At 68.4% G+C, this 25,489-nt stretch carries 30 protein-coding genes and 1 tRNA gene; 20 read left to right on the top strand and 11 right to left on the bottom strand.

The features are described from left to right. Nucleotides 1–120: 120 nt before the first annotated feature. The 4 genes from EJ913_RS02490 to EJ913_RS02475 form a co-directional block, all read right to left on the bottom strand. Nucleotides 121–1,050: an AEC family transporter gene (locus tag EJ913_RS02490; protein WP_126994435.1), complete on the bottom strand. Its 930-nt coding sequence runs from the start codon at nucleotides 1,048–1,050 to the stop codon at nucleotides 121–123. Nucleotides 1,051–1,107: 57 nt separating this feature from the next. After that, the gene (locus EJ913_RS02485) at nucleotides 1,108–1,782 is read right to left on the bottom strand and encodes an RraA family protein (RefSeq protein ID WP_126994433.1); all 675 of its coding nucleotides are present in this window, start codon (nucleotides 1,780–1,782) and stop codon (nucleotides 1,108–1,110) included. 137 nt (nucleotides 1,783–1,919) lie between these two features. Beyond that, nucleotides 1,920–2,246 carry a hypothetical protein gene (locus tag EJ913_RS02480; RefSeq protein ID WP_126994431.1) on the bottom strand — a complete coding sequence of 109 codons (327 nt, stop codon included), beginning with the start codon at nucleotides 2,244–2,246 and terminating at the stop codon, nucleotides 1,920–1,922. A gap of 161 nt (nucleotides 2,247–2,407) precedes the next feature. Continuing rightward, nucleotides 2,408–2,482, bottom strand: a tRNA-Gly gene (locus EJ913_RS02475). Between the two features lie 165 nt (nucleotides 2,483–2,647). On the opposite strand from EJ913_RS02475, the gene EJ913_RS02470 reads away from it, so the two are divergent. The 6 genes from EJ913_RS02470 to EJ913_RS02445 all read left to right on the top strand — a co-directional run bounded on the left by EJ913_RS02470 (nucleotide 2,648) and on the right by EJ913_RS02445 (nucleotide 6,032). Then, on the top strand, nucleotides 2,648–3,202 hold the full coding sequence (locus tag EJ913_RS02470) for a prolyl-tRNA synthetase associated domain-containing protein (protein ID WP_185909655.1): 555 nt from the start codon (nucleotides 2,648–2,650) through the stop codon (nucleotides 3,200–3,202). A gap of 88 nt (nucleotides 3,203–3,290) precedes the next feature. Beyond that, nucleotides 3,291–4,247 carry a thioredoxin family protein gene (locus EJ913_RS02465; RefSeq protein WP_126994427.1) on the top strand — a complete coding sequence of 319 codons (957 nt, stop codon included), beginning with the start codon at nucleotides 3,291–3,293 and terminating at the stop codon, nucleotides 4,245–4,247. 43 nt (nucleotides 4,248–4,290) lie between these two features. Next, the gene (locus tag EJ913_RS02460) at nucleotides 4,291–4,959 is read left to right on the top strand and encodes an LON peptidase substrate-binding domain-containing protein (RefSeq protein WP_126994425.1); all 669 of its coding nucleotides are present in this window, start codon (nucleotides 4,291–4,293) and stop codon (nucleotides 4,957–4,959) included. A gap of 43 nt (nucleotides 4,960–5,002) precedes the next feature. After that, nucleotides 5,003–5,242 (top strand): Trm112 family protein, encoded by a 240-nt coding sequence (locus tag EJ913_RS02455; RefSeq protein ID WP_126994423.1) that lies wholly within the window; start codon nucleotides 5,003–5,005, stop codon nucleotides 5,240–5,242. Continuing rightward, nucleotides 5,242–5,643, top strand: a complete 402-nt coding sequence (locus EJ913_RS02450) for a gamma-butyrobetaine hydroxylase family protein (RefSeq protein WP_126994421.1) — start codon at nucleotides 5,242–5,244, stop codon at nucleotides 5,641–5,643. The genes EJ913_RS02455 and EJ913_RS02450 overlap by 1 nt, the downstream gene beginning before the upstream one ends. Before the next feature lie 149 nt (nucleotides 5,644–5,792). Continuing rightward, a complete protein-coding gene (locus EJ913_RS02445; protein ID WP_126994419.1) occupies nucleotides 5,793–6,032 on the top strand; it encodes a hypothetical protein in 240 nt (79 codons plus the stop codon). Nucleotides 6,033–6,053: 21 nt separating this feature from the next. Here EJ913_RS02445 and EJ913_RS02440 read toward each other — a convergent pair whose 3' ends face one another. Together EJ913_RS02440 and EJ913_RS02435 are read right to left on the bottom strand one after the other, a co-directional pair. Beyond that, on the bottom strand, nucleotides 6,054–6,401 hold the full coding sequence (locus EJ913_RS02440) for a cupin domain-containing protein (RefSeq protein WP_126994417.1): 348 nt from the start codon (nucleotides 6,399–6,401) through the stop codon (nucleotides 6,054–6,056). Between the two features lie 14 nt (nucleotides 6,402–6,415). Then, nucleotides 6,416–7,099: an HAD family hydrolase gene (locus EJ913_RS02435; protein WP_126994415.1), complete on the bottom strand. Its 684-nt coding sequence runs from the start codon at nucleotides 7,097–7,099 to the stop codon at nucleotides 6,416–6,418. Nucleotides 7,100–7,385: 286 nt separating this feature from the next. On the opposite strand from EJ913_RS02435, the gene EJ913_RS02430 reads away from it, so the two are divergent. Continuing rightward, nucleotides 7,386–7,598: a DUF1127 domain-containing protein gene (locus EJ913_RS02430; protein ID WP_126994413.1), complete on the top strand. Its 213-nt coding sequence runs from the start codon at nucleotides 7,386–7,388 to the stop codon at nucleotides 7,596–7,598. A 162-nt stretch (nucleotides 7,599–7,760) separates the two neighbouring features. Here the strand turns inward: EJ913_RS02430 and EJ913_RS02425 are convergent, their stop codons facing one another. Further along, on the bottom strand, nucleotides 7,761–8,897 hold the full coding sequence (locus EJ913_RS02425; protein ID WP_126994412.1) for a type III PLP-dependent enzyme: 1,137 nt from the start codon (nucleotides 8,895–8,897) through the stop codon (nucleotides 7,761–7,763). Between the two features lie 441 nt (nucleotides 8,898–9,338). Between EJ913_RS02425 and EJ913_RS02420 the strand changes: the two genes are divergently transcribed. Next, nucleotides 9,339–9,857, top strand: coding sequence for an MgtC/SapB family protein (locus tag EJ913_RS02420; protein ID WP_126994410.1), 519 nt, complete (start codon nucleotides 9,339–9,341; stop codon nucleotides 9,855–9,857). On the opposite strand, the gene EJ913_RS02415 is transcribed toward EJ913_RS02420, so the two are convergent. Both EJ913_RS02415 and EJ913_RS02410 read right to left on the bottom strand, forming a co-directional pair. After that, nucleotides 9,826–11,025 (bottom strand): multidrug effflux MFS transporter, encoded by a 1,200-nt coding sequence (locus EJ913_RS02415; RefSeq protein WP_126994408.1) that lies wholly within the window; start codon nucleotides 11,023–11,025, stop codon nucleotides 9,826–9,828. The genes EJ913_RS02420 and EJ913_RS02415 overlap by 32 nt on opposite strands. Nucleotides 11,026–11,140: 115 nt before the next feature. Then, nucleotides 11,141–11,893, bottom strand: a complete 753-nt coding sequence (locus EJ913_RS02410; RefSeq protein WP_126994406.1) for a M48 family metallopeptidase — start codon at nucleotides 11,891–11,893, stop codon at nucleotides 11,141–11,143. A gap of 237 nt (nucleotides 11,894–12,130) precedes the next feature. Here EJ913_RS02410 and EJ913_RS02405 point away from each other — a divergent pair, with 237 nt between their 5' ends. From EJ913_RS02405 to gstA, 6 genes are all read left to right on the top strand, one after another. Further along, nucleotides 12,131–13,684, top strand: a complete 1,554-nt coding sequence (locus EJ913_RS02405; protein WP_126994404.1) for a hybrid sensor histidine kinase/response regulator — start codon at nucleotides 12,131–12,133, stop codon at nucleotides 13,682–13,684. Nucleotides 13,685–14,043: 359 nt separating this feature from the next. Beyond that, complete coding sequence (gene ugpB / locus EJ913_RS02400) at nucleotides 14,044–15,396, top strand: sn-glycerol-3-phosphate ABC transporter substrate-binding protein UgpB (protein ID WP_126994402.1); 1,353 nt, start codon at nucleotides 14,044–14,046, stop codon at nucleotides 15,394–15,396. Between the two features lie 60 nt (nucleotides 15,397–15,456). Next, nucleotides 15,457–16,341: a sn-glycerol-3-phosphate ABC transporter permease UgpA gene (ugpA, locus tag EJ913_RS02395; protein ID WP_126994400.1), complete on the top strand. Its 885-nt coding sequence runs from the start codon at nucleotides 15,457–15,459 to the stop codon at nucleotides 16,339–16,341. Beyond that, entirely contained in the window at nucleotides 16,338–17,204 is an 867-nt protein-coding gene (gene ugpE / locus EJ913_RS02390) for a sn-glycerol-3-phosphate ABC transporter permease UgpE (RefSeq protein ID WP_126994398.1), read from the top strand. Before ugpA ends, ugpE begins: the two co-directional genes overlap by 4 nt. Nucleotides 17,205–17,228: 24 nt before the next feature. Beyond that, nucleotides 17,229–18,308: a sn-glycerol-3-phosphate import ATP-binding protein UgpC gene (locus EJ913_RS02385; protein WP_126994396.1), complete on the top strand. Its 1,080-nt coding sequence runs from the start codon at nucleotides 17,229–17,231 to the stop codon at nucleotides 18,306–18,308. Nucleotides 18,309–18,390: 82 nt separating this feature from the next. Beyond that, a complete protein-coding gene (gene gstA / locus EJ913_RS02380) occupies nucleotides 18,391–18,996 on the top strand; it encodes a glutathione transferase GstA (protein WP_126994394.1) in 606 nt (201 codons plus the stop codon). Between the two features lie 74 nt (nucleotides 18,997–19,070). On the opposite strand, the gene EJ913_RS02375 is transcribed toward gstA, so the two are convergent. Next, a complete protein-coding gene (locus tag EJ913_RS02375) occupies nucleotides 19,071–20,567 on the bottom strand; it encodes a DEAD/DEAH box helicase (protein ID WP_126994392.1) in 1,497 nt (498 codons plus the stop codon). Nucleotides 20,568–20,844: 277 nt separating this feature from the next. Next, complete coding sequence (locus EJ913_RS02370; protein ID WP_126994390.1) at nucleotides 20,845–21,384, bottom strand: superoxide dismutase family protein; 540 nt, start codon at nucleotides 21,382–21,384, stop codon at nucleotides 20,845–20,847. A gap of 119 nt (nucleotides 21,385–21,503) precedes the next feature. On the opposite strand from EJ913_RS02370, the gene EJ913_RS02365 reads away from it, so the two are divergent. From EJ913_RS02365 to EJ913_RS02340, 6 genes are all read left to right on the top strand, one after another. Further along, nucleotides 21,504–21,929, top strand: coding sequence for a Fur family transcriptional regulator (locus EJ913_RS02365; protein ID WP_126994388.1), 426 nt, complete (start codon nucleotides 21,504–21,506; stop codon nucleotides 21,927–21,929). After that, entirely contained in the window at nucleotides 21,926–22,150 is a 225-nt protein-coding gene (locus tag EJ913_RS02360) for a hypothetical protein (RefSeq protein ID WP_126994387.1), read from the top strand. The genes EJ913_RS02365 and EJ913_RS02360 overlap by 4 nt, the downstream gene beginning before the upstream one ends. Before the next feature lie 299 nt (nucleotides 22,151–22,449). Then, entirely contained in the window at nucleotides 22,450–23,268 is an 819-nt protein-coding gene (locus EJ913_RS02355) for a phage capsid protein (protein ID WP_126994385.1), read from the top strand. 200 nt (nucleotides 23,269–23,468) lie between these two features. After that, entirely contained in the window at nucleotides 23,469–23,738 is a 270-nt protein-coding gene (locus EJ913_RS02350; protein WP_126994383.1) for a hypothetical protein, read from the top strand. Nucleotides 23,739–23,748: 10 nt separating this feature from the next. Further along, nucleotides 23,749–24,870, top strand: a complete 1,122-nt coding sequence (locus tag EJ913_RS02345; RefSeq protein WP_126994381.1) for a hypothetical protein — start codon at nucleotides 23,749–23,751, stop codon at nucleotides 24,868–24,870. Between the two features lie 33 nt (nucleotides 24,871–24,903). Continuing rightward, nucleotides 24,904–25,473 (top strand): phage connector family protein, encoded by a 570-nt coding sequence (locus tag EJ913_RS02340; protein WP_126994379.1) that lies wholly within the window; start codon nucleotides 24,904–24,906, stop codon nucleotides 25,471–25,473. The last annotated feature ends 16 nt before the right edge of the window (nucleotides 25,474–25,489 follow it).

Raw genomic sequence — 25,489 nt, 5'->3', positions numbered from 1 at the left:
GTGACGGCTTTTTCGATCCCGTTCAGGGGTGTGGATGCACTTGAAGTAAAGGGATGATCATTCGTATGATGACAAAATGCCGCGCCGGGGCGTCTCGGCGCGGTGGGCATGGAGGGCGGGTCAGCCGGTCGAAACCATGAAGGCGACGGAGATGGAGATCGGCGACAGCAGGGTCGAGATCAGCAGCGACATCGACACCACGTCGCGGCCGGCGTTGTAGCGCTCGGCGAAGACGTAGGCGTTGATGCCGATGGGCAGCGCCGCGGCGGTGACGGCCGGGGCGACCCATTCCGGGGGAAGCAGGAAGACCTTCGACGCCAGCAGCCAGGTCAGCAGCGGGTGCAGCCCGGTCTTGAGCAGCGCCACGACGGTGGCCGGCAGGATGGCGCCCGTCGCCGGGCTGAAGGCCAGCGAGGCGCCGAGCGTGAAGCAGGCGCAGGGCAGGACGGTCTGCGCCATCAGCGTGAAGCTCTTCATCGCCATCGCCGGAATCGGGATGTGCGCAAGGTTGGCGGCGAGCCCGAGGACGACCGACAGGACCAGCGGGCTGAGCAGCGTGGCCCTGGCCGCCGCCAGCGTCGCCCGCAGCGGTCGGCCGCCGGCCGAGCGCCGCGTCTCGGCCAGCATGGTCGCCGAGGTGAAGAGCAGCGGCGACTGGAAGACGATCAGCAGCAGCACCGGCACCGCCACCGCCGGCCCGTAGGCCTCCATGATGATCGGCGAACCGAGCAGCGCGATGTTGGAGAAGGACCCGGCCAGCCCGATGGAGGCGACATCGTCCCGCCGCCCCGCCAGATGCATCCACAGCCCGCCGGCCGCGAAGACCGCCAGGGCGGCGATGTAGAAGGACCCCAGCACCGCCCATTCCAGCGGATCGGGAATCTCCGCCCGCGCCATGCTCGAAAACAGGAGCGCCGGCAGGGCGTAGATGCCGAGAAAGCGGGACAGCCCCTGGACCATCGGATTGGTGAACCCGCGATAGCGCGCCGCCCAGTAGCCGAGCGCGATCAGCGCGAACATCGGCAGGACGATCTGAAGAATCAACGACATGGACGACGGACCGTGGGCAGGGGGAGGTGCTGGGCGTTCCTTGGCCTGACCCCCCGGTCAGACGCGCTCGCACTCGACGATTTCCAGCGGCGGCACGCCCAGCACCTCGACCAGCGTGTCGCCGGCCTCGATCCGCGCGGTCCACTGGCGCTCGCGCTCCAGCAGGGCGAGGCTCTGCTTCAGGGCCTCCTCCGCAAGGTAGAGCGGAACCACGACGACGCCGTCCTCGTCGCCCAGGATCACGTCGCCCGGATTGACCGGCACGTTGCCGACCGAGGCGGTGACGTCCATCTTGCCGCCGAAATTCTTGTGGGGGCCGCGCGACACCGCCCCCTTGGCGAAGACCGGGACGCCCAGGGTCCGGATCTCGTGCAGGTCGCGCACCGATCCGTCGACCACGAGGCCGCCCAGGTTGCGGCGCTTGGTGCAGCGCACGACCCATTCGCCGGCCAGCGCCACGTCGTCCAGCCCGCCGCCGGCCACGACGATCACCTCGCCCGGCTCGGCGAGGCTGACGGCGTGATGCACCATGCTGTTGTCGCCGGGCATCGACACGACCGTGCGCGCCTGCCCGCACAGCCGCATGCCGGGGACCATCGGCTTGATGCGCGAATCCATGCTCTGGCAGCGGTTCAGGGCGTCGGAGGCGACGCTGCTGGGAACGATCGCCCATTGGGCGAGCGTTTCGGCGGACAGCCGAGGGTAATCGACCAGATAACGTTGCATAGCCATGTTCGTGACCCTTTCGCGTTCGTGACGGAGCGAAGCGGATCGGCGGAAGGCGCCCGGCAGGCGGCACGCCGTCGAGGGCGGGCGCTGCCACGGTGAATGGACGGGCGTGCGTCCGTCCGTTATTCCCATTCATTCCATCATTCGAGAGGAGAACGTTTGGTGTTCCCATCCATGAAGCCGAATTTTTGGCGATACGCACAACCCTGAGAGCGCTTCGAGCGAAATGTTTCGATTTTGAAGTTTATCAATTCCGGCGTGCACCCGCAAGAGGATTGCCAAACGGTAAATTCGGCTTGGGAAAGCCGGAGGGTGGAAAAGAAGAAAATCCAGCGCGGTTTCTCACGCCGCGCGGGGCGGCGGCGGGGCGGTTTCGGGAATTTGTCCTGCGATTGCCCTGTGCGTTGGTTGCCGTGGGCGGCGATTCGCGGGCCGTCGGCCGCCTTCCATTCCGGGGCGACATCCATACGATTGCATGAGGGTGGGGCGGCATTGCCGAACGGCGGCGGGGGATGGGCGTCGTTCGGAAGGCAGGGCCGCGCGGCCCGGACAAGCGAAAGGCCGGCACCCGTGAAGGTCCGGCCTTTTGGTTCGCGGTCCAGCGCGCTGCGGAAGCGCCGGATAAATTTGGAGCGGGCGAAGGGATTCGAACCCTCGACCCCAACCTTGGCAAGGTTGTGCTCTACCCCTGAGCTACGCCCGCGCTCCGTATCCGCCGTTCGATCCGTGCCGTCCGCTGTCGCGTCGGCGACCGGTCCAACCGGCGGCGTGCGGCGGACTATACTCATCGCCGAACGCAATGCAAGCGTCCTGTTTGCGTTTTTGCGGCGTCTGGACGAATTTCCGCCCGCCCGGTAGAAACGGCGTCATGGACACCGCCCCGACCCACGACACGGCAGCGCCCCCGGAAGCCGAGGCCCCGTTGCCGACCACCCCGGAGCAGTTGCTGGCGCGGCTCGACGCGCTCGGCATCGCGACGGTCACCCATTCCCACCCGCCGCTGCATACGGTGGAGGAGAGCAAGGCCCTGCGCGGCGCGCTGCCCGGCGGCCATTGCAAGAACCTGTTCCTGAAGGACAAGAAGGACCAGCATTGGCTGGTGGTGGCGTTGGAGGACGCGCGGGTCGATTTGAACCGCCTGGACAAGGCCATCGGGTCGGCCCGGCTGTCCTTCGCCTCCCCCGACCGGCTGTGGCGCCATCTGGGGATCCGGCCCGGATCGGTGTCGCCCTTCGCGCTGGTCAACGACACCGGGCAGCGGGTGAGGGTGGTGCTGCAGGCGGCGATGATGAGCCACGACCCGCTGAACTACCACCCGCTGTTGAACGACCGCACCACGGCGATCCGGCCGGACGATCTGCTGCGCTTCATCCGCGCCTGCGGTCACGAGCCGGCCGTCGTCGCGTTCGGGGAGGCCGAATAGGCCACGACAGTGCTTGCTTGAGGCGGCGTGCACGCTCATCTATGACGGCAAGACCGACTTGACGTCACGAACGGGACCGATCGCCATCATGTTCTCAATTCCGCCCTCGAATCCGCCCTCGTCCGCCCCCAAATCCGCCGCCCCCGCCGCCGGTGCGGGTGACGTCGTCAAGGACAGCAGCGACCGCGCCTTCATGGTCGACGTCATCGAGGCGTCGCAGAGCGTGCCGGTCATCGTCGATTTCTGGGCGCCCTGGTGCGGCCCCTGCAAGCAGCTCGGCCCCGTCATCGAGAAGGTGGTCCGCGCCGCCAAGGGCGCCGTCCGGCTGGTGAAGATCGACACCGACAAGGATCCGATGATCGCCTCGCAGCTGCGCGTGCAGTCGATCCCGGCGGTCTTCGCCTTCTTCCAGGGCCGCCCGGTCGACGGCTTCATGGGCGCCAAACCCGAGTCGGAGCTGAAGGCCTTCGTCGAGAAGCTGGTGAAGCTGGCCAAGTCGGCCGGCGCCGGCGCCGACGACCCGCTGGAGGAGGCTCTGCTCCAGGCCAAGGAGATGGTGGAGGAGGGCGACCTCCAGGGCGCCATGGATCTGTACAGCCAGATCCTCCAGGCCGATCCGGAAAACGCCGCCGCCTATGCCGGTATCGTGCGCTGCTTCATCGCGGCGCAGGATCTGGAGAAGGCCCGGACCATGCTGGACCGCGCCCCCGAAGGCATCGCCAAGGACAAGGAACTGGCCAACGTCCGCGCCGAGCTGGACCTGTTGGAGCAGGCCGCCGACGCCGGCCCGATCGCCGAATTGCAGGAGGCGGTCGACGCCGCGCCCGACGACCACCAGGCGCGCTTCGACCTCGCCATGGCGCTGTTCGCCGCCGGCCGGCGCGAGGAGGCGGTGGACGCGCTGCTGCACATCGTGCGCCGCGACCGGACCTGGAACGAGGACGGCGCCCGCAAGCAACTGGTCAAGTTCTTCGAGGCCTTCGGCCCGACCGACCCGCTGACGGTGCAGACCCGCCGCAAGCTGTCGACCATCCTGTTCAGCTGAGGCCGGTCTGTTCGTCGGGCGAAGGGGTTCTATCTGATTGCTCATGAACCGGAACCCTTTCGACCCGACCTTCGACCGCCTGCCGCGGACCCTGCCGATCTTCCCGCTGGCCGGCGTGCTGCTGCTGCCCCGCGCGCGGCTGCCCCTGAACATCTTCGAGCCGCGCTATCTGGCGATGGTCGAGGACGCGCTGCGGGGAGAGCGCATGATCGGCATGGTCCAGCCGATCGACCCGGAGTGCCGCAAGCGCGATCCCGCCGTCTACGAAACTGGCTGCGCCGGGCGGATCACAAATTTCTCCGAGACCGAGGACGGGCGTTTCCTGATCACGCTGACCGGCGTGTCGCGCTTCGCCGTCCAGCGCGAGATCGAGGGGCAGCAGGGCTACCGGCGGGTCGCCCCGCGCTGGGACCGCTTCGCTGGCGATCTGGAGCCCGAAACCTGCGGCGAGATCGACCGTGGCCGCCTGCTCGCCGGGCTGAAGACCTATTTCCGCGTCCAGGGCCTGTCGGTCGATTGGCAGGCCATCGAAACGACGCTGGACGAACGGCTGGTCAACTCGCTGGCGATGATCTGTCCGTTCAGCGCCAGCGAGAAGCAGGCGTTGCTGGAGGCGCCCGACCTGCCCGAGCGCGGGAAGCTCTTGATCGGGCTGGTCGAGATGGCCATTCTCGACGGCCATGGCGGGGACGGCGCCATCCCCCGTCATTGATGCCCGCCGTTCTCCAACCCCATCCCTGATGCGAGACACCGACATGCCGACGCCCGACGACACCATCAGCGATTCAAAGGGCAGCGATTCCAAGGGCAGCGCCCGCGTCGATCCCAAGCTTCTGGAAATCCTGGTCTGCCCGCTGACCAAGGGGCCGCTGCGTTACGACGCCGAGCGCAGCGAACTGGTCAGCGAGCGCGCCAACCTGGCCTACCCGATCCGCGACGGCATTCCGATCATGCTGATCGACGAGGCCCGCAGCCTCGACAAGGGAGCCGCCTGATGACCGAGGAGCGGTTCGCGTCGGACCCGTTCGGCACCGTCCATTGGCCGCTGGAGATCCGCCTGAAGAGGGAGGAGAAGCGGTTGGAGGTCGATTTCGACGACGGCCGCTCCTTCTCCTACCCGGCGGAGTTCCTGCGGGTGGTCAGCCCCTCCGCCGAGGTGCAGGGCCACAACGCCAGCCAGAAGCAGACGGTGGCCGGGCGCCGCCATGTCGGCATCGTCGGGGTGGAGGCGGTGGGCAACTACGCCGTTCGCATCCTGTTCGACGATCTCCACGACAGCGGCATCTTCTCGTGGAAGTACCTGCACGAGATCGGCGAGGGGCAGGACCGGCTGTGGGACGAGTACCTCGCCGAACTGGCCGCGAAGGGGTTGAGCCGGGAGCCGAAGCGGCGCTGAGGTCCGTTGATAATGCGGCACGGCATGGCCCTCTCTTCGGGAGGAAGAGAGGGCCATGCCGTGCCGCTCAACGCCTTCCTCTTGCACATTCGCATAAAATTTTATATAAAAACTGATCGAATTGGAGCGGTTCGGGCGCGGAGGGCATCATGGCAGCGACCGGTTGGATCGGAGGGCGTCTGGAAGGCCGCCGCCAAGCCGCCCGTGCCCAAGCGATCCACCAGCACCGGGTCAACGCGAAGAAGCGGGCCTGGATGCGCGACCTCGCCCGGCTGATGCTGGTCGCCTCGATGCTGATCCTCGCGGTGCTCGCCGTCGAGATCGGGCGCAAGGCGGTCACCGTCCTCAACCACGCCAGCGCGCCCGGCAGTGTCTCCGCCATCGGTTGATCGGGCCGGCGGACGGTTTCGTCAGGACAGCACGACCACGTAGCGCTTGACCGTGGTGGCGACCACCGTCCAGCTTCCCTGGAATCCCGGCTCGATCACGAATCGATCGCCGGGCGTCAGGGTCCAGGACCGGCCGTCGTCGTGGGCGACGACGCTTTCGCCTTCCAGGATCTCGCAATACTCCCACTCGTCGTAGACGATGCGCCAAGCGCCGGGCGTGGACCGCCATGTGCCGGCGAAGCGCTTGCCGTCGGCCGACTCGTAGGCGTTCCAGGTGGTGAAGACCGGCGCGCCGGACAGCAGGCGGTCGGGGGCCGGGGCGCCGGTCTCGGGTGCCGCGTCGGCGGGCAGGGTGGACAGGGTGGTCATGGGTCGCTCTCTCCTCACCACGCCGCCAGCAGAGGCGGCAAATCCAGGACGCTGTCGATGCGGCGATAATGCTCGTCGGGCGGCTCGGCCTCCTCGTGCGCCCAGGTGATGGCGTAGGGCACATGGACGGCGTGGGCACCGATGGACAGCACCGGCAGGATGTCCGAGCGCACCGAGTTGCCGACCATCACGAAACGCGCCGGATCGACGCCGTGACGGGCGAGGACGCGGCGGTAGGTCGCCGGATCCTTCTCGCTGACGATCTCCACCGCGTCGAAGCGCTCAGCCAGCCCGGAGCGGGCGATCTTGCTCTCCTGGTCGAACAGGTCGCCCTTGGTGACCAGGATCAGGCGGTGGCGGGAGGACAGCGCCTCCACCACCTCGGCGACGCCGGGCAGAAGCTCCACCGGGTGATCCAGCATCGCCTTGCCGAACTCGATCAGGCTTTGCAGGTCGCGGGCGGGGACGCGCCCGTCGGTGACGGCGATGGCCGTCTCGATCATCGACAGGACGAAGCCTTTGATGCCGTAGCCGTAGACCCGCAGGTTCGCGCGCTCCGCCTCCAGCAGCCGGCGGTCGAGGTCGGCCGGGTCGGCGGCGTGGGCGAGCAGGGCGCGGAACCGCTCCTGCGTCATGGAGAACAGCGACTCGTTGTGCCAGAGCGTGTCGTCGCCGTCGAAGCCGATGGTGTCGATCATGGTGAAGCCATATGGTCCGTAAGCAAAACAAAGCATGACGCAAGACGGGCTACCCTGTCCAGCAAGTCGATTATTGTGGGTGGTACGGACGATAAGGGTCCGGAATGACAGTTCTGCCACAGCAAGGTGACATTCCTTAGCCAGTTACTCGCTGCCTGCAAAGCGGGCATGTTGCCGAAGGGGGTGGCAACATGCCTGATTAAAGCGTAATTATCTTTCCACACACAGAGGGCGTGATCGCCCTTCCGGCGGACCCCTCCGACAACAAGACAATAGGAATCACACCATGGCCACCTTCGCTCATACGGCTGACACCGCCCGCGGTTCTTCTTCCTTCGCCCATGTCGTGGAAACCGCGTCCAACATGCTGGGTCTGTGGCGCCAGCGCATCGTGACCCGCCGTGAACTCGGCCGTCTCGACGAGCGCATGCTGCAGGACATCGGCTTCAACCGTCTCGACGCCGACCAGGAAATGTCCAAGCCGTTCTGGCGCGAATGAACGCTTTCGCCAGCAAAAAGGGCCGCCTCCGATAAGGAGAGCGGCCCTTTTTCATGTCCGGACGCTGTGAAGTCTTGAAGCGTCCCTTCGATCCGCCGGCCGGGATGGAACGGCCGGCGGATCGTTGGACGCTGAACCAGCGGGGCCGAAGCCCCGCACAGATCAGATGCAGTAATGCTTGAGCGGCTCGAAGCCGTTGAAGCAGACGGCCGAGTAGGTCGTCGTGTAGGCGCCCGTGGCGTGGATGCGGACCCGGTCGCCGCACTTCAGATCCACCGGCATCTTGTAGTCGGCGCGCTCGTAGAGCACGTCGGCCGAATCGCAGGTCGGACCGGCCAGGATCACGGCCTCGCGGTCGCTTTCCAGATCGTCGCCCAGCACCTCGATCGGGTACTGGATCGCCTCGTCCATCGTCTCGGCCAGACCGCCGAACTTGCCGATGTCGAGGTAGACCCAGCGCTTGGGATCCTCGGCCGACTTGCGGGACACCAGCACGACCTCGCTCTCGATCACGCCGGCGCTGCCGACCATGCCGCGGCCGGGCTCGACGATGGTCTCGGGCAGGTGGTTGCCGAAATGGGTGCGCAGCGAGTCGAAGATCGCCTGACCGTAGGCGGTGCATTCCGGCACGTCGGTGCGGTAGCGGGTCGGGAAGCCGCCGCCCAGGTTGATCATGCCGAGGTCGACGCCCAGCACCTCAAGCTCGCGGAACAGCTGCGCCACCTGGAAGATGGCGTGGTCCCACTGCATCAGGTCCTTCTGCTGCGAGCCGACGTGGAACGACACGCCGTAGGGCTGGACGTCCATGTCGCGGGCCTTCAGCAGAAGCTGGCGGGCCATCGTCAGGTCGCAGCCGAACTTGCGCGACAGCGGCCATTCGGCGCCCTCGCCCGAGGTCAGGATGCGGCAGAAGACGCGGGCGCCGGGGGCGGCGCGCTCGATCTTCTCCAGTTCCGGCTCGCTATCGAAGGCGAACAGGCGCACGCCCAGCTCGAAGGCGCGGCGGACGTCGCTCTCCTTCTTGATGGTGTTGCCGAAGGAGATGCGGTCGGGCGAGGCGCCGGCGGCCAGCGCCATCTGGATTTCCGGGACGGAGGCGCAATCGAAGGCCGAGCCGAGGCGGGCCAGGAGAGCCAGGATTTCCGCGGCCGGATTCGCCTTCACCGCATAGAAGATGCGGGCGTCGGGAAGGGCGTCGTGCAGATCGTTGTAGTTCTGCTCGACGACGTCCAGATCGAGGACGAGGCACGGGGTCTGCGGGCGCTGCTCATCGAAAAAGCGCGCAATCTTCTGGTTCATCTCAGTCTCCTGGGACGCAAGATGATGGACGGGAAAAGGCGGAGTCGGGGAATCGGAGCGGCCCAGCGCTCGACCGATCAGCAGCGGTTTATCGCTGATCAGGCGCTCGGGCCGCCGATACTGGATTGCCCCGGACAGGACCGTGTCATGCCCGTACAGACCAGAGGTGTGAAATTTCGGAGACGGGTGAGCACGCGCCCACCCGCAACAACATGAACCATCGTAACCTCCAAGTCGCCGCCTTGTTTAAGGGACGGTCGGGGATCACGCGTTACGTCGTTGCATAACCACATCTCGGGAAATCGAGGGGCGGGCCAGCGGCACGTGCGCTTGCGAGTTCGCGTTACATAGAGCCATCGCCCCCGGAATCAAAGTGAAAAATGCGCAACGGGGCAAAAAATTGGCGGGCCTTGGAGAAGTCACAAAAAATGGAGTGTTTTCATGGGGTTGTCTGAAGTTTTGACGGCCGAGGAGATTGGTTTGCGCTTGCTGGCCGCCGCCTTCTGCGGGGCGCTTCTGGGGTTGGATCGCGAGATGCGCGGCAAGGCGGCGGGGTTGCGCACGCACACGCTGATCGCGATCAGCTCGGCGCTGACGACTCTGGTGGCGCTGGAGTTCTGGATGGCCCATCCGCAGGACGAGGGGCGCAGCGATCCGGTGCGCGTCATCCAGGGCGTCGCCCAGGCGGTCGGCTTCATCAGCGCCGGGGTGATGTTCCGCTCCGGCGACACCGTGCGCGGGGCGACCACGGCGGCGGTGATCTGGGTGGCGGGTGCGCTGGGGATCGCTTGCGGGGCCGGTTACTATCTGCTGGCCGGGATGGCGCTGGGGATGTGCCTGGTCGTCACGGTCGTCTTCACCCTGCTGATGCGCTGGTTCCCCGACATCGAGGAGGCCAAGGCCGCGAAGCGGGCGGCGCCGTTGCGGGTCAGGCGGGTCGCCCGTCGCCCGCGGGGGTGACCAGCAGGCGGTGCGCCAGCATCGCGCCCAGCGCGACGACGCCGATGGCGCCCATCATGGGAAGCTGGGTGCCGTCGTCCAGATGCCCGACCCCGATGCCGATGACGGCGGCGATGGCCATCTGCGCGAAGCCCAGCAGAGAGGAGGCCAGCCCCGCCATGGTCGGGTAGGGGCCGACCGCGTTGGCGGTGGCGTTGGGCAGGGTCAGCCCGCTGCCCAGGATGAAGAGGAAGACCGGGCCGACGATGGCGGCGATGTGCTCCACCCCGGCCAGCGCCAGCGCGCCGCCGGCCAAGCCCCCCGCCAGCGACACGGCGGTGCCGGTGCGGATCATCCGGGCGCCGCCGACCTTGCGGGTCAACCGCCCCGCCAGGAAGGACCCGACGATGTAGCCCAGCACCACCGCGCCGAAGCTGAGGCCGTACTGTGCCGGGGACAGGTGCATCCGCCCGATCAGCACGAAGGACGAGCCGGAGATGAAGGCGAAGATGCCGCTGTAGGAGAAGGCGACCACCAGCACGTAGCCGATGAAGACCCGGCTGCGCAGCAGCATCAGGTAGTTGGCGGCGAGCCGGCCGGGCTGGAGCGCGTCCTCGTCCCGGTGGGTGTTGGTCTCGGCCAGCAGGCTCCACACCGAGGCCAGGATGACGAGCGCGAAGATCACCAGCACGACGAAGTTGGCGCGCCAGCCGAACCACTCGGTGACCACCCCGCCGAGGATCGGCCCGACCGCCGGGGCCAGCGCCATCGCCATCGACATGTAGGCCAGCACCGTCGCCGCGCGGTCGCGCCCGAACACGTCGCGCACTACCGCGCGGGCCACCACCGGGCCGCAGCACGCCCCCAGCGCCTGGAAGAAGCGGGCGACGATCAGCCCGTGGATGTCCGAGGCCAGGGCGCAGGCGGCGCTGGCGGCCAGATAGATGGCGACCCCGACCAGCAGCGTCGGCCGCCGCCCGAACCGGTCCGACATCGGCCCGTAGACCAGTTGCGACACCGCGAAGCCGACCAGGAACACCGAGAGCGTGAGCTGCACGGTGGCGATGTCGGTGCCGAACACCCGCACCAGCGTCGGCAGCGACGGCAGATAGAGGTCGGTGGACATCGGACCGAAGGCGACCAACGCCGTCAGCAGGACGCGGATGACCAGGGAGTCGGAGCGGGGCATGACAACCGGCGGGCAGGGGGCGGGTAGGGCGGAGCGCGCCGGGGGGGCGGGACGGACAAGGCGCGGGACGCACTGTATCGGATGAAACATCCCGCGCCGCAACGGCGACGTGGCTTCAGCCGTAGCGCAGCAGGCGGGTGCCGTTTGCCTTCAGCCAAGCGCGCGGGGCCTCGACTCCGGCGGTCAGGCTGGCGCACAGCGCCCAGAAGCGGGCGGAGTGGTTCATCTCCCGCAGATGCGCCACCTCGTGACCGACCACATAGTCGAGCACCGGCTCCGGCGTCAGGATCAGCCGCCATGAGAAGGACAGTCGGCCGGTCGAGGAGCAGCTTCCCCAACGGCTCCGGGTGTCGCGGACGGTGACGGCGGCGACCCGTGCGCCGAGAAGGGCGGCCTTGTCCCGCGCGCGGGCCGCCAACTCGCGCTTGGCTTCCTGGATCAGGAAATCGCGGACCCGGCGGGGGACGTGCTCGGCCTGACCGCCGACGAGGATCGCGCCCGACTCGATTCGGGTGGCGCCGCGCAGTTCGGGGGTGTGGCGGATCGGGTGCTCGACGCCGAGATAGGGGACCGAGGCACCGTCCTGGAACGGCAGGGAGGGCGGCAGGGCTGCCATGCGCGCCCGCAGCCAGCCGTCGTGGCGGCCGATGAAGTGCCGGGCGTCGGCTTCGGACACGCCGACGGGGATGACCACCTGCACCAACCCCCGGCCGGGATCGACCCGCAACGTCATCCGGGTGGCGCGCGCGCTCTCCCGCAGCTCCAGCGGCACGGGCAGCCCGGCAACCTCCAGCGCGCGCGGCGGTTTCGGCGCCTGGGCGGGCGAGCGCCTGGAGCGGCGGAGGGGGGACGGGCGGCGGGACACCATGGCGTCTTATAATCCGCTTGGGGGGCGCGCGCCAATCCTTGGGACCATTTCCGGACCCGCCGCGCGGGAGGTGAGGCCTACGCCCTCCGACCTGTGGCCTATCAGCTTCGGCGCGCGCCTATCCCATGGGATGGACTCAGGTCACATTTGACACGAACGATTGAGGCACAAGATAAAGCAGAGGTAACGCGACGGTCTTTTCCGCGTGGCTCCCAAATCATCACCGAGTGTACGCCCATGCCTCTCAACGAAAGTCATACGACGAAGCGCGAGGATTGGTTGGATGCGCTGCTGTCGTCCAACGGCGCGCCGCACGCGTTGCTTGATGCTGGGGGGCGGTTGCTTGTGGTCAACCGCGCCTTTGCCGCCGCGCTCGGCCAACAGCCGGACGACGTCGAGGGCAAGAGCCTGGCCGAGGCCGGCATCCCGGCCGCCGCCGCGCAGACCGTCGAGGCGCAGCGCCGCCGGGTGGCCGCGACCGGCGCGCCGGTGACCTTATCCGGAATTATGCCCACTGGGATGCTGGCCGGCACGCTGACCCTGACTCCGGTGCGGGACGCCGACGGGACCGTCACCGCCGTGGCCGCGATCGGCGACGCCGACGCCGCCAAGCTGGCCGTCGCGCAGGCGGAGACCGCCCAGGCCCGCGCCGACGCCGAGCGGGCGCGCACCGCCAAGGGCAAGTTCCTGTCGGCGGCGAGCCACGATCTGCGCCAGCCCTTCCAGGCCATGCATCTGTTCCACCATCTGTTGATGGGACGGCTGACCGATCCGGCCAGCATCGAGCTGGGCAACAAGCTGGAGCAGTCGATCATCGGCGGCGAGACGCTGCTGCGCGCCCTGCTGGACGTGTCGGCGCTGGAGGCCGGTCTGGTCGTCCCGCAGCCGCGCGCCTTCCCCATCGACGAGACCCTGGCCCAGATGCTGGAGGAGTTCGGTCCGGAGGCGGAGGCCAAGGGCCTGCGGCTCAACGTCCGCCCGGCGGATGTCGAGGTGATGAGCGACCCGGTGCTGCTGGAGCGGCTGCTGCGGCCGATCCTGTCCAACGCGCTGCGCTACACCGAAAAGGGCGGGGTGCTGCTGGCGACGCGGCGCCGGGGGGGGCGCCTGCTGGTCGAGGTCTGGGACACCGGCGTCGGCATCGACCCCGCCAACCACGTGGCGATCTTCGAGGATTTCCACCAGCTCGGCAATCCGGGGCGCGACCGGCGCCAGGGGCTGGGGCTGGGGCTGGCCATCGTTCGGCGGCTGGCCGAGACGCTCGGCCATCCGGTGACGCTGCGCTCCAAGCCGGGGCGAGGGTCGGTCTTCGCGGTGGAGCTGCCGTTGGCCGAGACGTCCGGCGACGAGGACGACTCGGACGACGACGAGGCCGACACCGGGGCGGACGGGGACTCCTCGGCCGACAGCGGCACCGTTCTGGTGATCGAGGACGACGCCATGCAGTTGGAGGGCATCGGGCTGCTGCTGCGCGGCTGGGGCTACGACGTGGTTCCGGTGCGCGGCATCGACGAGGCCGTCGCCGGGTTGGACCGGATGGCGCCGCCGGACCTCGTGCTGTCCGACCTGCGCCTGTCGGGGCCGGAAAGCGGCATCGACGCCATCCAGGCCGTCCGCGCCCGCTGCGGGCGGCGGGTGCCGGGGGTGATCGTGACCGGCGACACCGACCCGGACCGGCTGCGCAGCGTCGACCGCTCGGGTTTCCGGCTGGTCCACAAGCCCTGCGACCCGGCGCTGCTGAAGGCGCTGCTGGCCCACACCCTGACCGCCGGACGCCGGCCGTTGGCGTAAGGGGGGAGGGCGGCGTGGATCGTCCAGAGTCGTGACAATCCACACGGCTGATTGACAAAATGCCGCCCCCACGCGCAGGGTGACCTTAACGGGAACCTCAAGGTCCCGAACAAAAGCATTGGGGAGGTTTCCGCCATGCCGGATCGGCCGCACGCCGGTTGGTTTTCCCGTCGTCATGCCCAGCCCTGCCCCGCGCCGTCCGGCGGCGGGGTGTTCGGCGCTGCCCCGGTCTGCCTATCCCCCGGCATACGCCCTTGTGCGCTTGCCATGGAAACTTCATGAAACCGTCGCGGGACGGCAACCCGTTGCCCTCATTCCAGACAACCGCGAAACCAAACCGGGACAGGGAGTATCACCGCATGTTGACCCGCCGCACGCTCGGCCTATCGACGGCCGCCTTCGCCCTTGCCGCCGGCCTGTCGGGGATGGCCCCGACGATGGCCCAGGCGCAGCAGAAGACCGTCGTCGAGTTCTGGCACGGCCTGCCCCAGCCGCTCGGCGGCCAGCTCGAAGAGGTCGTGAAGGGCTTCAACGCCAGCCAGGACAAGGTCCAGGTCAACGCCTCCTTCAAGGGCAGCTACCCGGAAGCGATGCAGGCCGCCATCGCCGCCTTCCGCGCCGGCAACGCGCCGCACATCGTGCAGATGTTCGAGGTCGGCACCGCGACGATGATGGCCGCCGGCCCGGCGATCAAGCCGGTCTACCAGCTGATGCAGGAGACGGGCGCCACGGTCGATCCCAAGGCCTACATTCCGGCGGTCAGCGGCTACTACTCGTCCAAGGACGGGAAGATGATGGCGCTGCCGTTCAACAGCTCCACCAACATCATGTTCTACAACAAGGACGCCTTCCAGAAGGCCGGGCTCGACCCGAACAAGCCGCCGGCGACCTGGCCGGAGCTGATCGCGGCGGCCAAGGCGCTGAAGGCGTCGGGGGCATCCTGCCCCTTCACTACCTCCTGGCCGACCTGGGCGCAGTTCGAGCAGCTGGGCGCCATCCACGACACCCCCTTCGCCTCGCAGGCCAACGGCTTCGGCGGGCTGAACGCCGAGCTGAAGGTCAACGCGCCGCTCTACGTCAAGCACGTCCAGACGCTGGTCGACATGCAGAAGGAGGGCACCTTCCGCTACGGTGGCCGCGACAACAAGCCGGACGGCCTGTTCCCGTCGGGCGAGTGCGCGATCATCCACGCCTCGTCGGGCCTGCGCAGCCGCATAGCCAAGGAGGCGACCTTCGCCTGGGGCGCCGCCCCTCTGCCCTACTGGCCGGACCAGATCAAGGGCGAGCCGAAGAACGGCATCATCGGCGGCGCGGCCTTCTGGGTCATGACCTCGCCCAAGCGGACGCCGGCCGAATACAAGGCGGTGTCGGAGTTCTTCACCTACCTCGCCAAGCCCGAGGTGGACGCCAAGTGGCACATGGACACCGGCTACGTCCCGGTGACCTTCAAGGGCTTCGAACTCGCCAAGGCGGAGGGCTTCTACGAGAAGAACCCCGGCGCCGACGTGCCCGCCGCGCAGCTGACCCGCACGCCGACCACCGAGAACACGATGGGCCTGCGCCTGGGCAACCTGCCGGAAATCCGCAACATCATCCAGGAAGAACTTGAGAAGGCCTTCCAGGGCCAGCAGCCGGTCCAGCAGGCGCTCGACACCGCCGTGCAGCGCGGCAACGTGGTCCTGCGCAACTTCGAGCGCGCGAACAAGAACTGACGATAAAACGCCCTCTCCCCCGGGCGGGAGAGGGCTGTTCCCAAAAAACGAGGCCGGATTTTGCAGCGTCGCGTGATCTTCGACAACAAGCTCCTCCCTTATCTGCTGCTCGCGCCGCAGGTGGCGGTGACTCTGGTCTTCTTCATCTGGCCGGCGGCGCAGGCGATCTGGCAGTCGGTCCACATCCAGGACGCCTTCGGCCTGCGCAGCGAGTTCGTCTGGTTCGAGAATTTCCAGGTTGTGCTGAGCGACCCGAACTACGTCGGCACCGTCAAGACCACGGCGATCTTCAGCGTCGCGGTCACAGCGCTGTCGCTGGGCGTGGCGCTGCTGCTGGCGGTGCTGGCCGATTCCAAGATCAAGGGGGCGCGTGCCTACAAGACGCTGCTGATCTGGCCCTACGCGCTGGCGCCCGCCGTGGCGGCGGTGCTGTGGATGTTCATCTTCAACCCCGAGATCGGGTCGCTCGGCCGGCTGCTGAACCGGCTGGGCTACGACTGGGACTACCGGCTGAACGGCGACCAGGCGTTGACCATGGTTGTCCTGGCTGCGAGCTGGAAGCAGGTCTCCTACAACTTCATCTTCTTCCTGGCGGGGCTCCAGGCCATCCCGCGCTCGGTCATGGAGGCGGCCAGCATCGATGGGGCCGGGCCGGCGCGGCGGTTCTGGTCGATCACCTTCCCGCTGCTGTCGCCGACCACCTTTTTCCTGCTGGTGGTCGACATGGTCTACGCCTTCTTCGAGACCTTCGGCACGATCCACGCCCTGACCCAGGGCGGTCCCGGCAAGGCGACGGAGACGCTGATCTTCCGCGTCTACCAGGACGGCGTGGTCAACAACGACCTGGGCGGCTCCTCGGCCCAATCGGTGATCCTGATGGTCATCGTCATCGCGCTGACCGCGGTGCAGTTCCGCTTCGTCGAGCGCAAGGTGCATTACGCATGACGACTTTATCGCAATCCGGGGGCCGCCGCCTGATCGACCTCGTGCCCCACATCGTGCTGATCGTGGGCGTGCTGATCTTCGCCTTCCCGATCTACGTGACGCTGATCGGATCGACCTGGGATTCGGCCACCATCGGGCGCGGCAACCTGCCGCTGACCCCCGGCGGCGAGGCGCTCGTCAACTACGGCCAGGCCTGGAGCGAGAGCCACGGCGCCCGCGCCTCCTACACGCCCGTGCGGGTGATGCTGCTGAACAGCCTGGTGATGGCGCTGACCATCGCGCTCGGCAAGATCGCCATCTCGATCATCTCGGCCTACGCGGTGGCGTTCTTCCGCTTCCCGTTCCGCATGGCCTTCTTCTGGATGATTTTCATCACGCTGATGCTGCCGGTCGAGGTGCGGATCATCCCGACCTACAAGGTCGTCGCCGATCTCGGCCTGATCGACAGCTACGCCGGGCTGACCATCCCGCTGATCGCGTCGGCCACCGCGACGCTGCTGTTCCGCCAGTTCTTCCTGACCATCCCGGACGAGCTGGTGGAGGCCGCCAAGATCGACGGGGCGGGGGCGTTGCGCTTCTTCGTGGACGTGGTGCTGCCGCTGTCGAAGACCAACATCGCGGCGCTGTTCGTCATCCTCTTCATCTACGGCTGGAACCAGTATCTCTGGCCGCTGCTGATCACCAACAGCGCGGACATGGAGACCATCGTCATCGGCATCACCAAGATGATCGGCACCGGCGAGGCCGCCAACGATTGGAACCTCATCATGGCGACGACCGTGCTGGCGATGCTGCCGCCGATCGCCGTGGTCGTCCTCATGCAACGCTGGTTCGTCAAGGGCTTGGTCGACAGCGAAAAATAGCGGACAGCGGGAAGTAAGAAGAACATGGCAACCGTAGACATCCGAAACGTTCGCAAATCCTATGGCCAAGTCGAGGCGATCAAGGGCATCGACGTCGCTGTCCGCGACGGCGAGTTCCTCGTCCTTCTGGGGCCGAGCGGCTGCGGAAAATCCACCCTGCTGCGCATGGTCGCCGGGCTGGAGAGCATCACCGGCGGCGAGATCGCCATCGGCGGGCGCGTGGTCAACGAGCTGGACCCCAAGGACCGCGACATCGCGATGGTGTTCCAGAACTACGCGCTCTACCCGCACATGACCGTCTTCGACAACATGGCCTACGGCCTGAAGATCCGGGGCATCCCCAAGCCGGAGATCCAGACGCGGGTGGCCAAGGCCGCCGAAATCCTGGAGCTCGGCCGTTTCCTCGACCGCCGGCCGAGCCAGCTCTCGGGCGGCCAGCGCCAGCGCGTCGCCATGGGCCGAGCCATCGTGCGCGAACCCTCGGCCTTCCTGTTCGACGAGCCGCTGTCCAACCTCGACGCCAAGCTGCGCACCCAGATGCGCGTCGAGATCAAGCGCTTGCAGGACCGGCTGGGCATCACCAGCCTCTACGTCACCCATGACCAGGTCGAGGCAATGACCTTGGCCGACCGCATCCTGGTGATGAACCATGGCGTCGCCGAGCAGATCGGCACGCCGCTGGAGGTCTACCAGCGGCCGGAAAGCCTGTTCGTCGCCGGCTTCATCGGCTCGCCGCCGATGAACGTGCTGGACGCCCGCTTCGACGCCGACGGGCGGGCCGTCGCCATGCCGGGCGGAGCCGTGCTGCCGCTGGACCGCCCGCGCCCGGCCGACGCCGGCCGCGCCGTCAAGCTGGGCATCCGGCCGGAGCATCTGGCGCTCGACGCCGCCCCCGGCGCGTCGTCCATCCTGGTGGAACTGGTCGAGGCGCTGGGCGCCGACACGGTGGTCTACGGGCGGCTGCCGGATGGGGAATCGCTGGTGATCCGCATGGCCGGCCTGCCGTCCTGCCGCGAAGGCGACCGTCTGGCGGTGGCACCGCAGCCGGGGGCGCTGCATTTCTTCGACGCCACGACCGGGCGGCGGCTGGGCGAGGCGGCGTGACGGGAAGGGCTGGTCCGGCGGGGCCGGGCGCGCTAGCTGTAGGGGCGTCGACCACCCTCATCCCCGTGGGAACACCAAGATCATGAAGCTCTACTACAAGCCCGGCGCCTGCTCGCTCTCGCCGCACATCGTCCTGCGCGAGGCCGGGCTGCCCTTCGACCTCGTGAAGGTCGATCTGGCGAAGAAAACCCTGGAGGACGGCAGCGATTTCCTGGCCGTGAACCCGAAAGGGCAGGTGCCGACGCTCGGCCTCGACGAGGGCGGAATCCTCACCGAGGCGGCGGTGACCGTGCAGTACATCGCCGACCAAGCGCCCGGCAGCGGCCTGATCCCGGCGGTCGGCACCATCGGGCGCTACCGCGTGCTGGAATGGCTGAACTTCGTGTCGAGCGAGCTGCACAAGACCTTCAGCCCGCTGTTCCGCCCCAACACGCCCGACGCCTACAAGGAGATCGCCAAGCAGACGCTGGCGGCGAAGTTCGGCGCGATGGACCGGCATCTGGAGGGCAAGCCCTACCTGACCGGCGAGACCTTCACGGTGGCCGACGCCTACGCCTTCGTCGTGCTGGGCTGGGCACCGCGCATCGGCATTCCGCTGACGCCTTGGCCGAATTTGGAGGCCTTCGCGGCGCGGGTCGGTGCCCGTCCGGCGGTGAAGCAGGCGCTGGCCGCCGAAGCGCAGGGCTGAGCGGAAGCCGGGTCATGAAAAAGGCCCCGTCTCGCGAGAGACGGGGCCTTTTTCTGTTGGTTCCTACGACGCGATCACGCCGCGCTGGTCTTCTTCTTCAGCGGGGTGTCGCCGCCGGTCGGGCGCGTGGCCGCGGCGTGGGCCTGCGGGCGCCGGTCGTGGCGGTTCTGCTGGGCGCCGGGCTTGGGCGTCTTGCTGGCCTGCGGGTGGCTGGCCGGCTTGGTGCCCTGGGGCGGCCGGGCCTGGGCGGGCTTGGGTTGCGCGGGCTTGGGCTGGGCCGCACGGGGCTGCGCCGGCTTGCCCGCCGGGGCGGCCGAACGGTTGGCCGCCGGCTGCTGCTGGCCGCGTCCGCCGCCCTGGTTCTGGTTGCGGTTGCTGCCGGGCGCCTTCGGGCGGGGCGGCGGCTTGGACGAGGCGTGGATCTGCGCCACCTCCACCGCGTGGAACGGGTGGGTGTTGTCGATCGGAATCGGCTGGCGGATCGTCTTCTCGATGTCCTTCAGGTAGCCGACCTCTTCATGGTCGCAGAAGGACACCGCGCTGCCGGTGGTGCCGGCCCGCGCGGTCCGGCCGATGCGGTGGACGTAGCTTTCCGGCTCGTTCGGCAGGTCGAAGTTGATGACGTGGCTGATGCCGTCCACGTCGATGCCGCGCGCCGCGATGTCGGTCGCCACCAGCGCCCGCAGTTCGCCGGCGCGGAAGGATTCCAGCGCGCGGACGCGGGCCGACTGCGACTTGTCGCCGTGGATCGCGTCGGCGGCGATGCCGGCCTTCTTCAGATGCTCGGCCACGCGGTCGGCGCCGTGCTTGGTGCGGGCGAACACGATGGTCCGCGCGACCTTGCTGTCGAGCAGCAGGTCGGCCAGCAGGCGGCGCTTGTCGGCGCGGTCCACGAACAGAACGCTCTGATTGATGCGCTCCACCGTGGTGGATTGCGGCGTGACCTCGATGCGCTCGGGGTTGGACAGGATGCTGTTCGCCAGCTCCGTCACCGCCTCGGGCATGGTGGCCGAGAACAGCAGCGTCTGGCGCTGCTTGTTCATGACCGCGACCACCTTGCGGACGTCGCGGATGAAGCCCATGTCGAGCATCCGGTCGGCCTCGTCGAGGACGAAGACCTCGATCGCGTCGAGCTTGCAGTGGTTCTGCGCCATCAGGTCGAGCAGCCGGCCCGGCGTGGCGATCAGCACCTCGACGCCGCGGGTCAGCGCGGCGATCTGCGGGCTCTGGCCGACACCGCCGTGGATCACGGTGCGGCGGATCGGCAGATGCTTGCCGTAGGTGGCGAAGCTGTCGCCGATCTGGAGGGCCAGCTCGCGAGTCGGGGTCAGGATCAGCGTGCGCGGCGCCTTGGCGGCGACGCGCTTCTTGTTCTCGAACAGGCGCTGGAGGATCGGCAGGGTGAAGGCGGCGGTCTTGCCGGTGCCGGTCTGGGCGAGGCCGAGAACGTCGCGGCCCTGCAGCAGCAGCGGGATGGTGCCGGCCTGGATCGGCGTGGCCGTGGTGTAGCCTTCCTCGGCGACGGCGCGCAGAAGAGGCTCGATCAGGCCGAGGCCGGAGAATTCAGTCATGGATAGGGATGGTCCTGGTCACCAGAATGGGGGCCGCGCCAATAGGGAGCGGCCGGGCTTGCGCGCTCCGCGGCGGGATGGCGCGGAGCCGTCGGGCGGCGGCGCACCGACAAGGGCGCGGTCCTGGTGCCATCCGACTCCGCACACATAGGGCGGACGGCTTGTTTTGGCAAGAAAACTCGGTGGGAGGCAGGCGTGCGCCGCTGGGACAAGGAAGGGCGGGCGGGGGTGCGGCCGGGTGGCGGCGCCTGTGTCGATTGGCCGCACCCCTTTGGCGTCAGCTCTTTTTGATGACGCCGCAGCCGATGCGGTCGCCGGAGTTGCCAGCGGGCTGGCTCAGATAATCGTCGGGCTGGGCGTGGACGACGATGGCGGTGCCGCCCTGCTTGAACAGGCCGTCGGCGCCGTCGGTCAGCGAGACCATGTGGGTGATCGCCTCGAACCCGGCCTTGCCGGCCTCGTTGGCCCAGATGTTGGGAAGCTCGCCGTAGTGGATCGCCTGCGCCTCCAGCCCGTGCTTGGACCCGGCCGCGCCGAAATGGCCGCCCGCCGCCGCGAAATTCGGGGTGCAGGCGCCGTTTTCGTGGATGTGCAGGCCGTGCCAGCCCGGCGTCAGGCCCTCCAACTGGCCGTGCACCACGATCCCATGGGGAAACTTGGTGAAGGTGACGGTGCCCAGCGCCTTGCCCTGCGCGTCGGCGACGGCGGCCTGCGCGGCGGGAGCCGGGGCCGGCTGGGCCGGCTGCTGGGCGGCGGCGGGCAGGGCCGCCAGGGTGGCGAGGGCGATCAGGGCCGGGGCGATGGCGTTGCGAATCATGTTCGTGCGTCCTCCATTCGATTGTTGCGACTTTCGCGTCGCGTCAACACCGCGCTGGGATTGCGAACGGTTTTCAGTATGATGGGGTTTCGGAAACCAAAGACCAAGGTATCGTTCCGATGACGTCGCGGCTGGAAGCGTTGTGTGTCGAAAAGGGATTGAAGATGACCGGGCAGCGCCGGGTCATCTCGCAGGTGCTGTCGGAGGCGGACGACCATCCCGACGTGGAGGAGGTTCATCGCCGCGCGGCGAGCATCGACCCGCGCATCTCCATCGCCACGGTCTACCGGACCATGCGGCTGCTGGAGGACGCGCAGGTGATCGAGCGCGTCGATCTCGGCGACGGGCGCGCCCGCTACGAGGAGGCGTCGGCCGACCACCACCACCACCTGATCGACACCCGCACCGGCCGGATCATCGAGTTCGCCAGCCCGGAGCTGGAGGCGATGAAGGAGCGCATCGCCCGCGAGCTCGGCTACAAGATCGTCGGGCACCGGCTGGAGATCTACGGCGTGCCCTTGGACGAGGAGGATGAGCGTCAATGACCGATCCCCGCTATCTCGGCGACGAGCCGCCTCCCTTCGACGCGCCGGCCTGCCGCGACGCGGTGCAGCGCTGCTACAGCGGCCTGTGCCGCTGCGGCCAGCCGGAACGCTACGCGCTGGAGGCGGCGGTCACCGTCTACCGCTACCACCACCCGGAAAGCTCGCCGGTCCAGGCCGAGACCATCGTCAGCCATTGGCTGGCGGGACCGGTCCGGCACTGAGGGCCGCCGCGCGTTTATGAAAATAGTCCTTGATCTGATGGGCTGAAAATCCTAAAACGGTTCCTGTCAAGGCGACGGGTCTCCCCCCCCTCAAGACCTTCCGCCTTCGACGCTTTGCCAACCTCCCCTCAAGCCTGTCCTGAAAAGGGCTGGCCGGACAACCGAAAGGCCCGGCCGGCCCTTTTCTTTTTCGCGTTCCGCCCGCGGCCGGTTGCGTTCCAAGCGACACCGACAACCGGGTGGCGGGACGACCTTTCCCCTGGACGGGATCCGCAGGAACGCGAAAGGAATCATCTCCCATGTCCACCACGATCGCCGAGGCGTTCGTCAAGCAGTTCGAGCGCGAGGTCCACGAGGCCTACCAGCGCATGGGCTCCAAGCTGCGCAACACGGTCCGCACGAAGAACAACGTGCAGGGCGCCTCCACCGTCTTCCAGAAGGTGGGCAAGGGCGTCGCCTCGACCAAGTCGCGCCACGGCGCCGTCCCGGTCATGAACCTGGACCACACACCGGTCGAATGCCCGCTCTACGACTTCTACGCCGGCGATTGGGTCGACCGGCTGGACGAGCTGAAGACCAACATCGACGAGCGCCAGATCATCGCCGGGGCCGGCGCCTACGCGCTGGGCCGCAAGACCGACGAACTGCTGCTGGCCGAGCTGAACACCTCGACCCGCTTCGCCGGCGGCGACACCGACGGGCTGACCCGCTCCAAGGTGCTGGAGGCCTTCGAGATCCTGGGCGAATCCGACGTGCCCGACGACGGCCAGCGCTTCGCGGTGGTCGGCTGGAAGCAGTGGAGCCAGCTTCTCGGGATCGAGGAGTTCGCCAGCAGCGACTATGTCGGGCCGGACGAACTGCCCTGGCGCGGCACCCAGGCCAAGCGCTGGCTCGGCACGCTGTGGATCCCGCATTCCGGGCTGAAGGCGACCGGCAACGTGCGGCTGTGCCACTGGTACCACAAGACGGCGGTCGCCCACGCGGCGGGCGCCGACGTGAAGACCGACATCAGCTGGCACGGCGACCGCGCCGCCCATTTCGTCAACAACATGATGAGCCAGGGCGCCGCGCTGATCGACACGGCCGGGGTCGTCACCCTGCGCTGCCTGGAGAGCTGAGGCGAAAGCTCAGTTTCGCGTGCCCCCTCCCCATCCCTCCCCCGCCTTCGGCGGGAGAGGGGGCAGGACGCTTGTCGGCGTTCGGCGGCAGTCCCCTCTCCCGCAACGCGGGGGAGGGTTAGGGAGGGGGGCAACCGCACCTGCGCCCGCACAGACTTGCCGACCCCACACCGATTCCCCTCTTTCCGGAGACACCATCCATGGCCTACGCGTCCAAGGATTTGAGCGTGCTCGCCTACGCCAACGGCTTCACCCTCTGGCACTACACCACGGCCGACCTCGCGGCCGACGTGGACACCACCGGCTATTTCAACGGCGCCAGCGACCTGCTGCGGGTCGGCGACATGGTGCTGGCCAACTGCGCGGTCGGCGGCTCGCCGTCCGGCGGCGTGCTGGTCGTCGCCACCAACGCGGCCGGGGTGGTGGATCTCGCCAACCTGACCCCCTTCGGCACCGCCAACAGCGACTGAGGACCACCCCATGAGCGTGCTCACCAGCGGATGCCGGGACAGCCACGCCGCCGACGGCGTCCGGGTCGCCTTCGCCTACGGGTTCCGCATCCTCGACGCCGCCCACCTGACGGTGACGCTGCGTTCGGCCGTGACCGGGGCGGAGACGGCGCAGGTGTTGAACACCCACTACACCGTCACCGGCGTGGGCGCGCCCGGCGGGGGCACGGTGGTCTTTCCAGCCCCGCCGCCGCCGGGGCACAGCGTGGTCATCGTCCGGACGATGGCGGCGGGCGATCACGGCTATCCGGGTGTGACGGCCGACCAGGCGTTCGACCGGCTGGCGCTGCTGGCCCAGCAGGCGCAGGACGCGGCCAACCGGTCGGTGCGCTTCCCGGAAGGCGATAGCCCGTCGCTGTCGGCCCGGCTGCCGAGCAGCCCGGAACGCGCGGGCAAGGCGCTGGCCTTTGACGCCAACGGCAACGTGGCGCTGGTGTCGCTGGCCTCGCCGACCTTCGACGCCGGCTTCGTGGAATGGGCGGAGATCCGCAACACGCCGCGCACGCTCTCCGGTTTCGGCATCCTCGACGGCACCCCGTCCTCCCATGCCGGGAGCGGCGGGGCGTCGCACGCGGTGGCCAGCGCCGGGGCCGACGGTTTCATGAGCGCCGCCGACAAGGCCAAGCTCGACCGCTTCGGCGCGCAGGGGCCGTTGCGCGGTTGCCTGCTGACGCTGGCCGAACCGCAAATGTTCGGTCCCGGCCTCGGCGATCCCAACGCCGGCGGCCGCATTGTGTGGAGCGCGGTGGTGTGGGACAGCGACGGCTGCTTCCGGCCGGAGACGCCGACGCGGGTGGTCACGCCGTCCTGGGCGCGCTTCGTCCGCCTGTCGGTGCAACTGGAGGTGTCGGCCGCGATGAACGGCCGCCGGGAGTTGACCATCCGCCGCAACGGCGGCGTGGAGTATCCGGGCCGGACGGTGATGCGGTGCTGCGGCAACGGCACGGACTGGAACGTCCTGCCCAACGCGATCACGCCCTGGCTGCCGGTGACGGCGGGCGACTGGTTCGACGCGCATCTCGGCCAAACCTCCAGCCTCGCCTTCGAGTTGCCGGCGTCCGGCGGCACCTGGATGCAGGCCGAGTTCGCCTGATTCCCCTTTCCACCCTTTCCGGAGATTTCCGCCATGGCCCTCACCGCCATCGGTCTGTGCGGCCGCGCGCTCATCAAGGTGGGCGCGACGGCCATCGCCTCCTTCGACGACGGCTCGGCCGAGGCGGAAGTCGCCTCGGCGCTCTACGGCCCGGCGCGGGATGGGCTGCTGTCCGCAAACGCCTGGAGCTTCGCCACCGTGCAGGCGAGCCTGCCGCGTCTGGCGGTCGAGCCCGTCGCCGACTACGCCAACGCCTTCCAGCTTCCCGCCGATTTCCTGCGGGCGCTGGGGGCGGGCGGCGACGGGCGGGGACGGGGCGTCGGCTACCGCATCCTCGGGCGGACGCTGCACTGCGATTCCGACCGCGTCACCCTGACCTACATCGGGCGCCCGGCAGAGGAGGATTTTCCCGCCTTCTTCGACCAGGCGCTGATCGCCCGGCTCGCCGCCGAATTCTGCATTCCCCTGACGGAAAGCAGCAGCCGGGCCGAGCTGCTCGCTTCGCTGGCCGAGGCCGAGTTCCGCCGCGCCCGCCAGATCGACGCCCAGCAGGACAACCAGCCGGGCTTCGAGGATTTCACCCTGATCGACGCCAGAAGCTGAGGGAAAGGAGGCTCCG

This window comes from Azospirillum doebereinerae, from assembly GCF_003989665.1.
Lineage (GTDB): Bacteria > Pseudomonadota > Alphaproteobacteria > Azospirillales > Azospirillaceae > Azospirillum > Azospirillum doebereinerae.
This window is presented reverse-complemented; position numbering and strand designations above follow the sequence as displayed.

Bases quoted from the DNA above. Each gene is read 5' to 3' on its own strand.
- EJ913_RS02345 (WP_126994381.1), top strand. From the start codon at position 23,749: ATGAGCGTGCTCACCAGCGGATGCCGGGACAGCCACGCCGCCGACGGC.
- EJ913_RS02445 (WP_126994419.1), top strand. From the start codon at position 5,793: ATGGCAGCGACCGGTTGGATCGGAGGGCGTCTGGAAGGCCGCCGCCAA.
- EJ913_RS02415 (WP_126994408.1), bottom strand. From the start codon at position 11,025: ATGCCCCGCTCCGACTCCCTGGTCATCCGCGTCCTGCTGACGGCGTTG.
- EJ913_RS02405 (WP_126994404.1), top strand. From the start codon at position 12,131: ATGCCTCTCAACGAAAGTCATACGACGAAGCGCGAGGATTGGTTGGAT.
- EJ913_RS02360 (WP_126994387.1), top strand. From the start codon at position 21,926: ATGACCGATCCCCGCTATCTCGGCGACGAGCCGCCTCCCTTCGACGCG.
- EJ913_RS02455 (WP_126994423.1), top strand. From the start codon at position 5,003: ATGCCGACGCCCGACGACACCATCAGCGATTCAAAGGGCAGCGATTCC.
- EJ913_RS02460 (WP_126994425.1), top strand. From the start codon at position 4,291: ATGAACCGGAACCCTTTCGACCCGACCTTCGACCGCCTGCCGCGGACC.
- EJ913_RS02350 (WP_126994383.1), top strand. From the start codon at position 23,469: ATGGCCTACGCGTCCAAGGATTTGAGCGTGCTCGCCTACGCCAACGGC.
- EJ913_RS02440 (WP_126994417.1), bottom strand. From the start codon at position 6,401: ATGACCACCCTGTCCACCCTGCCCGCCGACGCGGCACCCGAGACCGGC.
- EJ913_RS02340 (WP_126994379.1), top strand. From the start codon at position 24,904: ATGGCCCTCACCGCCATCGGTCTGTGCGGCCGCGCGCTCATCAAGGTG.
- EJ913_RS02425 (WP_126994412.1), bottom strand. From the start codon at position 8,897: ATGAACCAGAAGATTGCGCGCTTTTTCGATGAGCAGCGCCCGCAGACC.
- ugpE (WP_126994398.1), top strand. From the start codon at position 16,338: ATGACGACTTTATCGCAATCCGGGGGCCGCCGCCTGATCGACCTCGTG.
- EJ913_RS02465 (WP_126994427.1), top strand. From the start codon at position 3,291: ATGTTCTCAATTCCGCCCTCGAATCCGCCCTCGTCCGCCCCCAAATCC.
- EJ913_RS02435 (WP_126994415.1), bottom strand. From the start codon at position 7,099: ATGATCGACACCATCGGCTTCGACGGCGACGACACGCTCTGGCACAAC.
- EJ913_RS02375 (WP_126994392.1), bottom strand. From the start codon at position 20,567: ATGACTGAATTCTCCGGCCTCGGCCTGATCGAGCCTCTTCTGCGCGCC.
- EJ913_RS02470 (WP_185909655.1), top strand. From the start codon at position 2,648: ATGGACACCGCCCCGACCCACGACACGGCAGCGCCCCCGGAAGCCGAG.
- EJ913_RS02365 (WP_126994388.1), top strand. From the start codon at position 21,504: ATGACGTCGCGGCTGGAAGCGTTGTGTGTCGAAAAGGGATTGAAGATG.
- EJ913_RS02355 (WP_126994385.1), top strand. From the start codon at position 22,450: ATGTCCACCACGATCGCCGAGGCGTTCGTCAAGCAGTTCGAGCGCGAG.
- EJ913_RS02450 (WP_126994421.1), top strand. From the start codon at position 5,242: ATGACCGAGGAGCGGTTCGCGTCGGACCCGTTCGGCACCGTCCATTGG.
- EJ913_RS02490 (WP_126994435.1), bottom strand. From the start codon at position 1,050: ATGTCGTTGATTCTTCAGATCGTCCTGCCGATGTTCGCGCTGATCGCG.
- ugpB (WP_126994402.1), top strand. From the start codon at position 14,044: ATGTTGACCCGCCGCACGCTCGGCCTATCGACGGCCGCCTTCGCCCTT.
- EJ913_RS02410 (WP_126994406.1), bottom strand. From the start codon at position 11,893: ATGGTGTCCCGCCGCCCGTCCCCCCTCCGCCGCTCCAGGCGCTCGCCC.
- EJ913_RS02485 (WP_126994433.1), bottom strand. From the start codon at position 1,782: ATGGCTATGCAACGTTATCTGGTCGATTACCCTCGGCTGTCCGCCGAA.
- EJ913_RS02420 (WP_126994410.1), top strand. From the start codon at position 9,339: ATGGGGTTGTCTGAAGTTTTGACGGCCGAGGAGATTGGTTTGCGCTTG.
- EJ913_RS02385 (WP_126994396.1), top strand. From the start codon at position 17,229: ATGGCAACCGTAGACATCCGAAACGTTCGCAAATCCTATGGCCAAGTC.
- EJ913_RS02370 (WP_126994390.1), bottom strand. From the start codon at position 21,384: ATGATTCGCAACGCCATCGCCCCGGCCCTGATCGCCCTCGCCACCCTG.
- gstA (WP_126994394.1), top strand. From the start codon at position 18,391: ATGAAGCTCTACTACAAGCCCGGCGCCTGCTCGCTCTCGCCGCACATC.
- EJ913_RS02430 (WP_126994413.1), top strand. From the start codon at position 7,386: ATGGCCACCTTCGCTCATACGGCTGACACCGCCCGCGGTTCTTCTTCC.
- EJ913_RS02480 (WP_126994431.1), bottom strand. From the start codon at position 2,246: ATGGATGTCGCCCCGGAATGGAAGGCGGCCGACGGCCCGCGAATCGCC.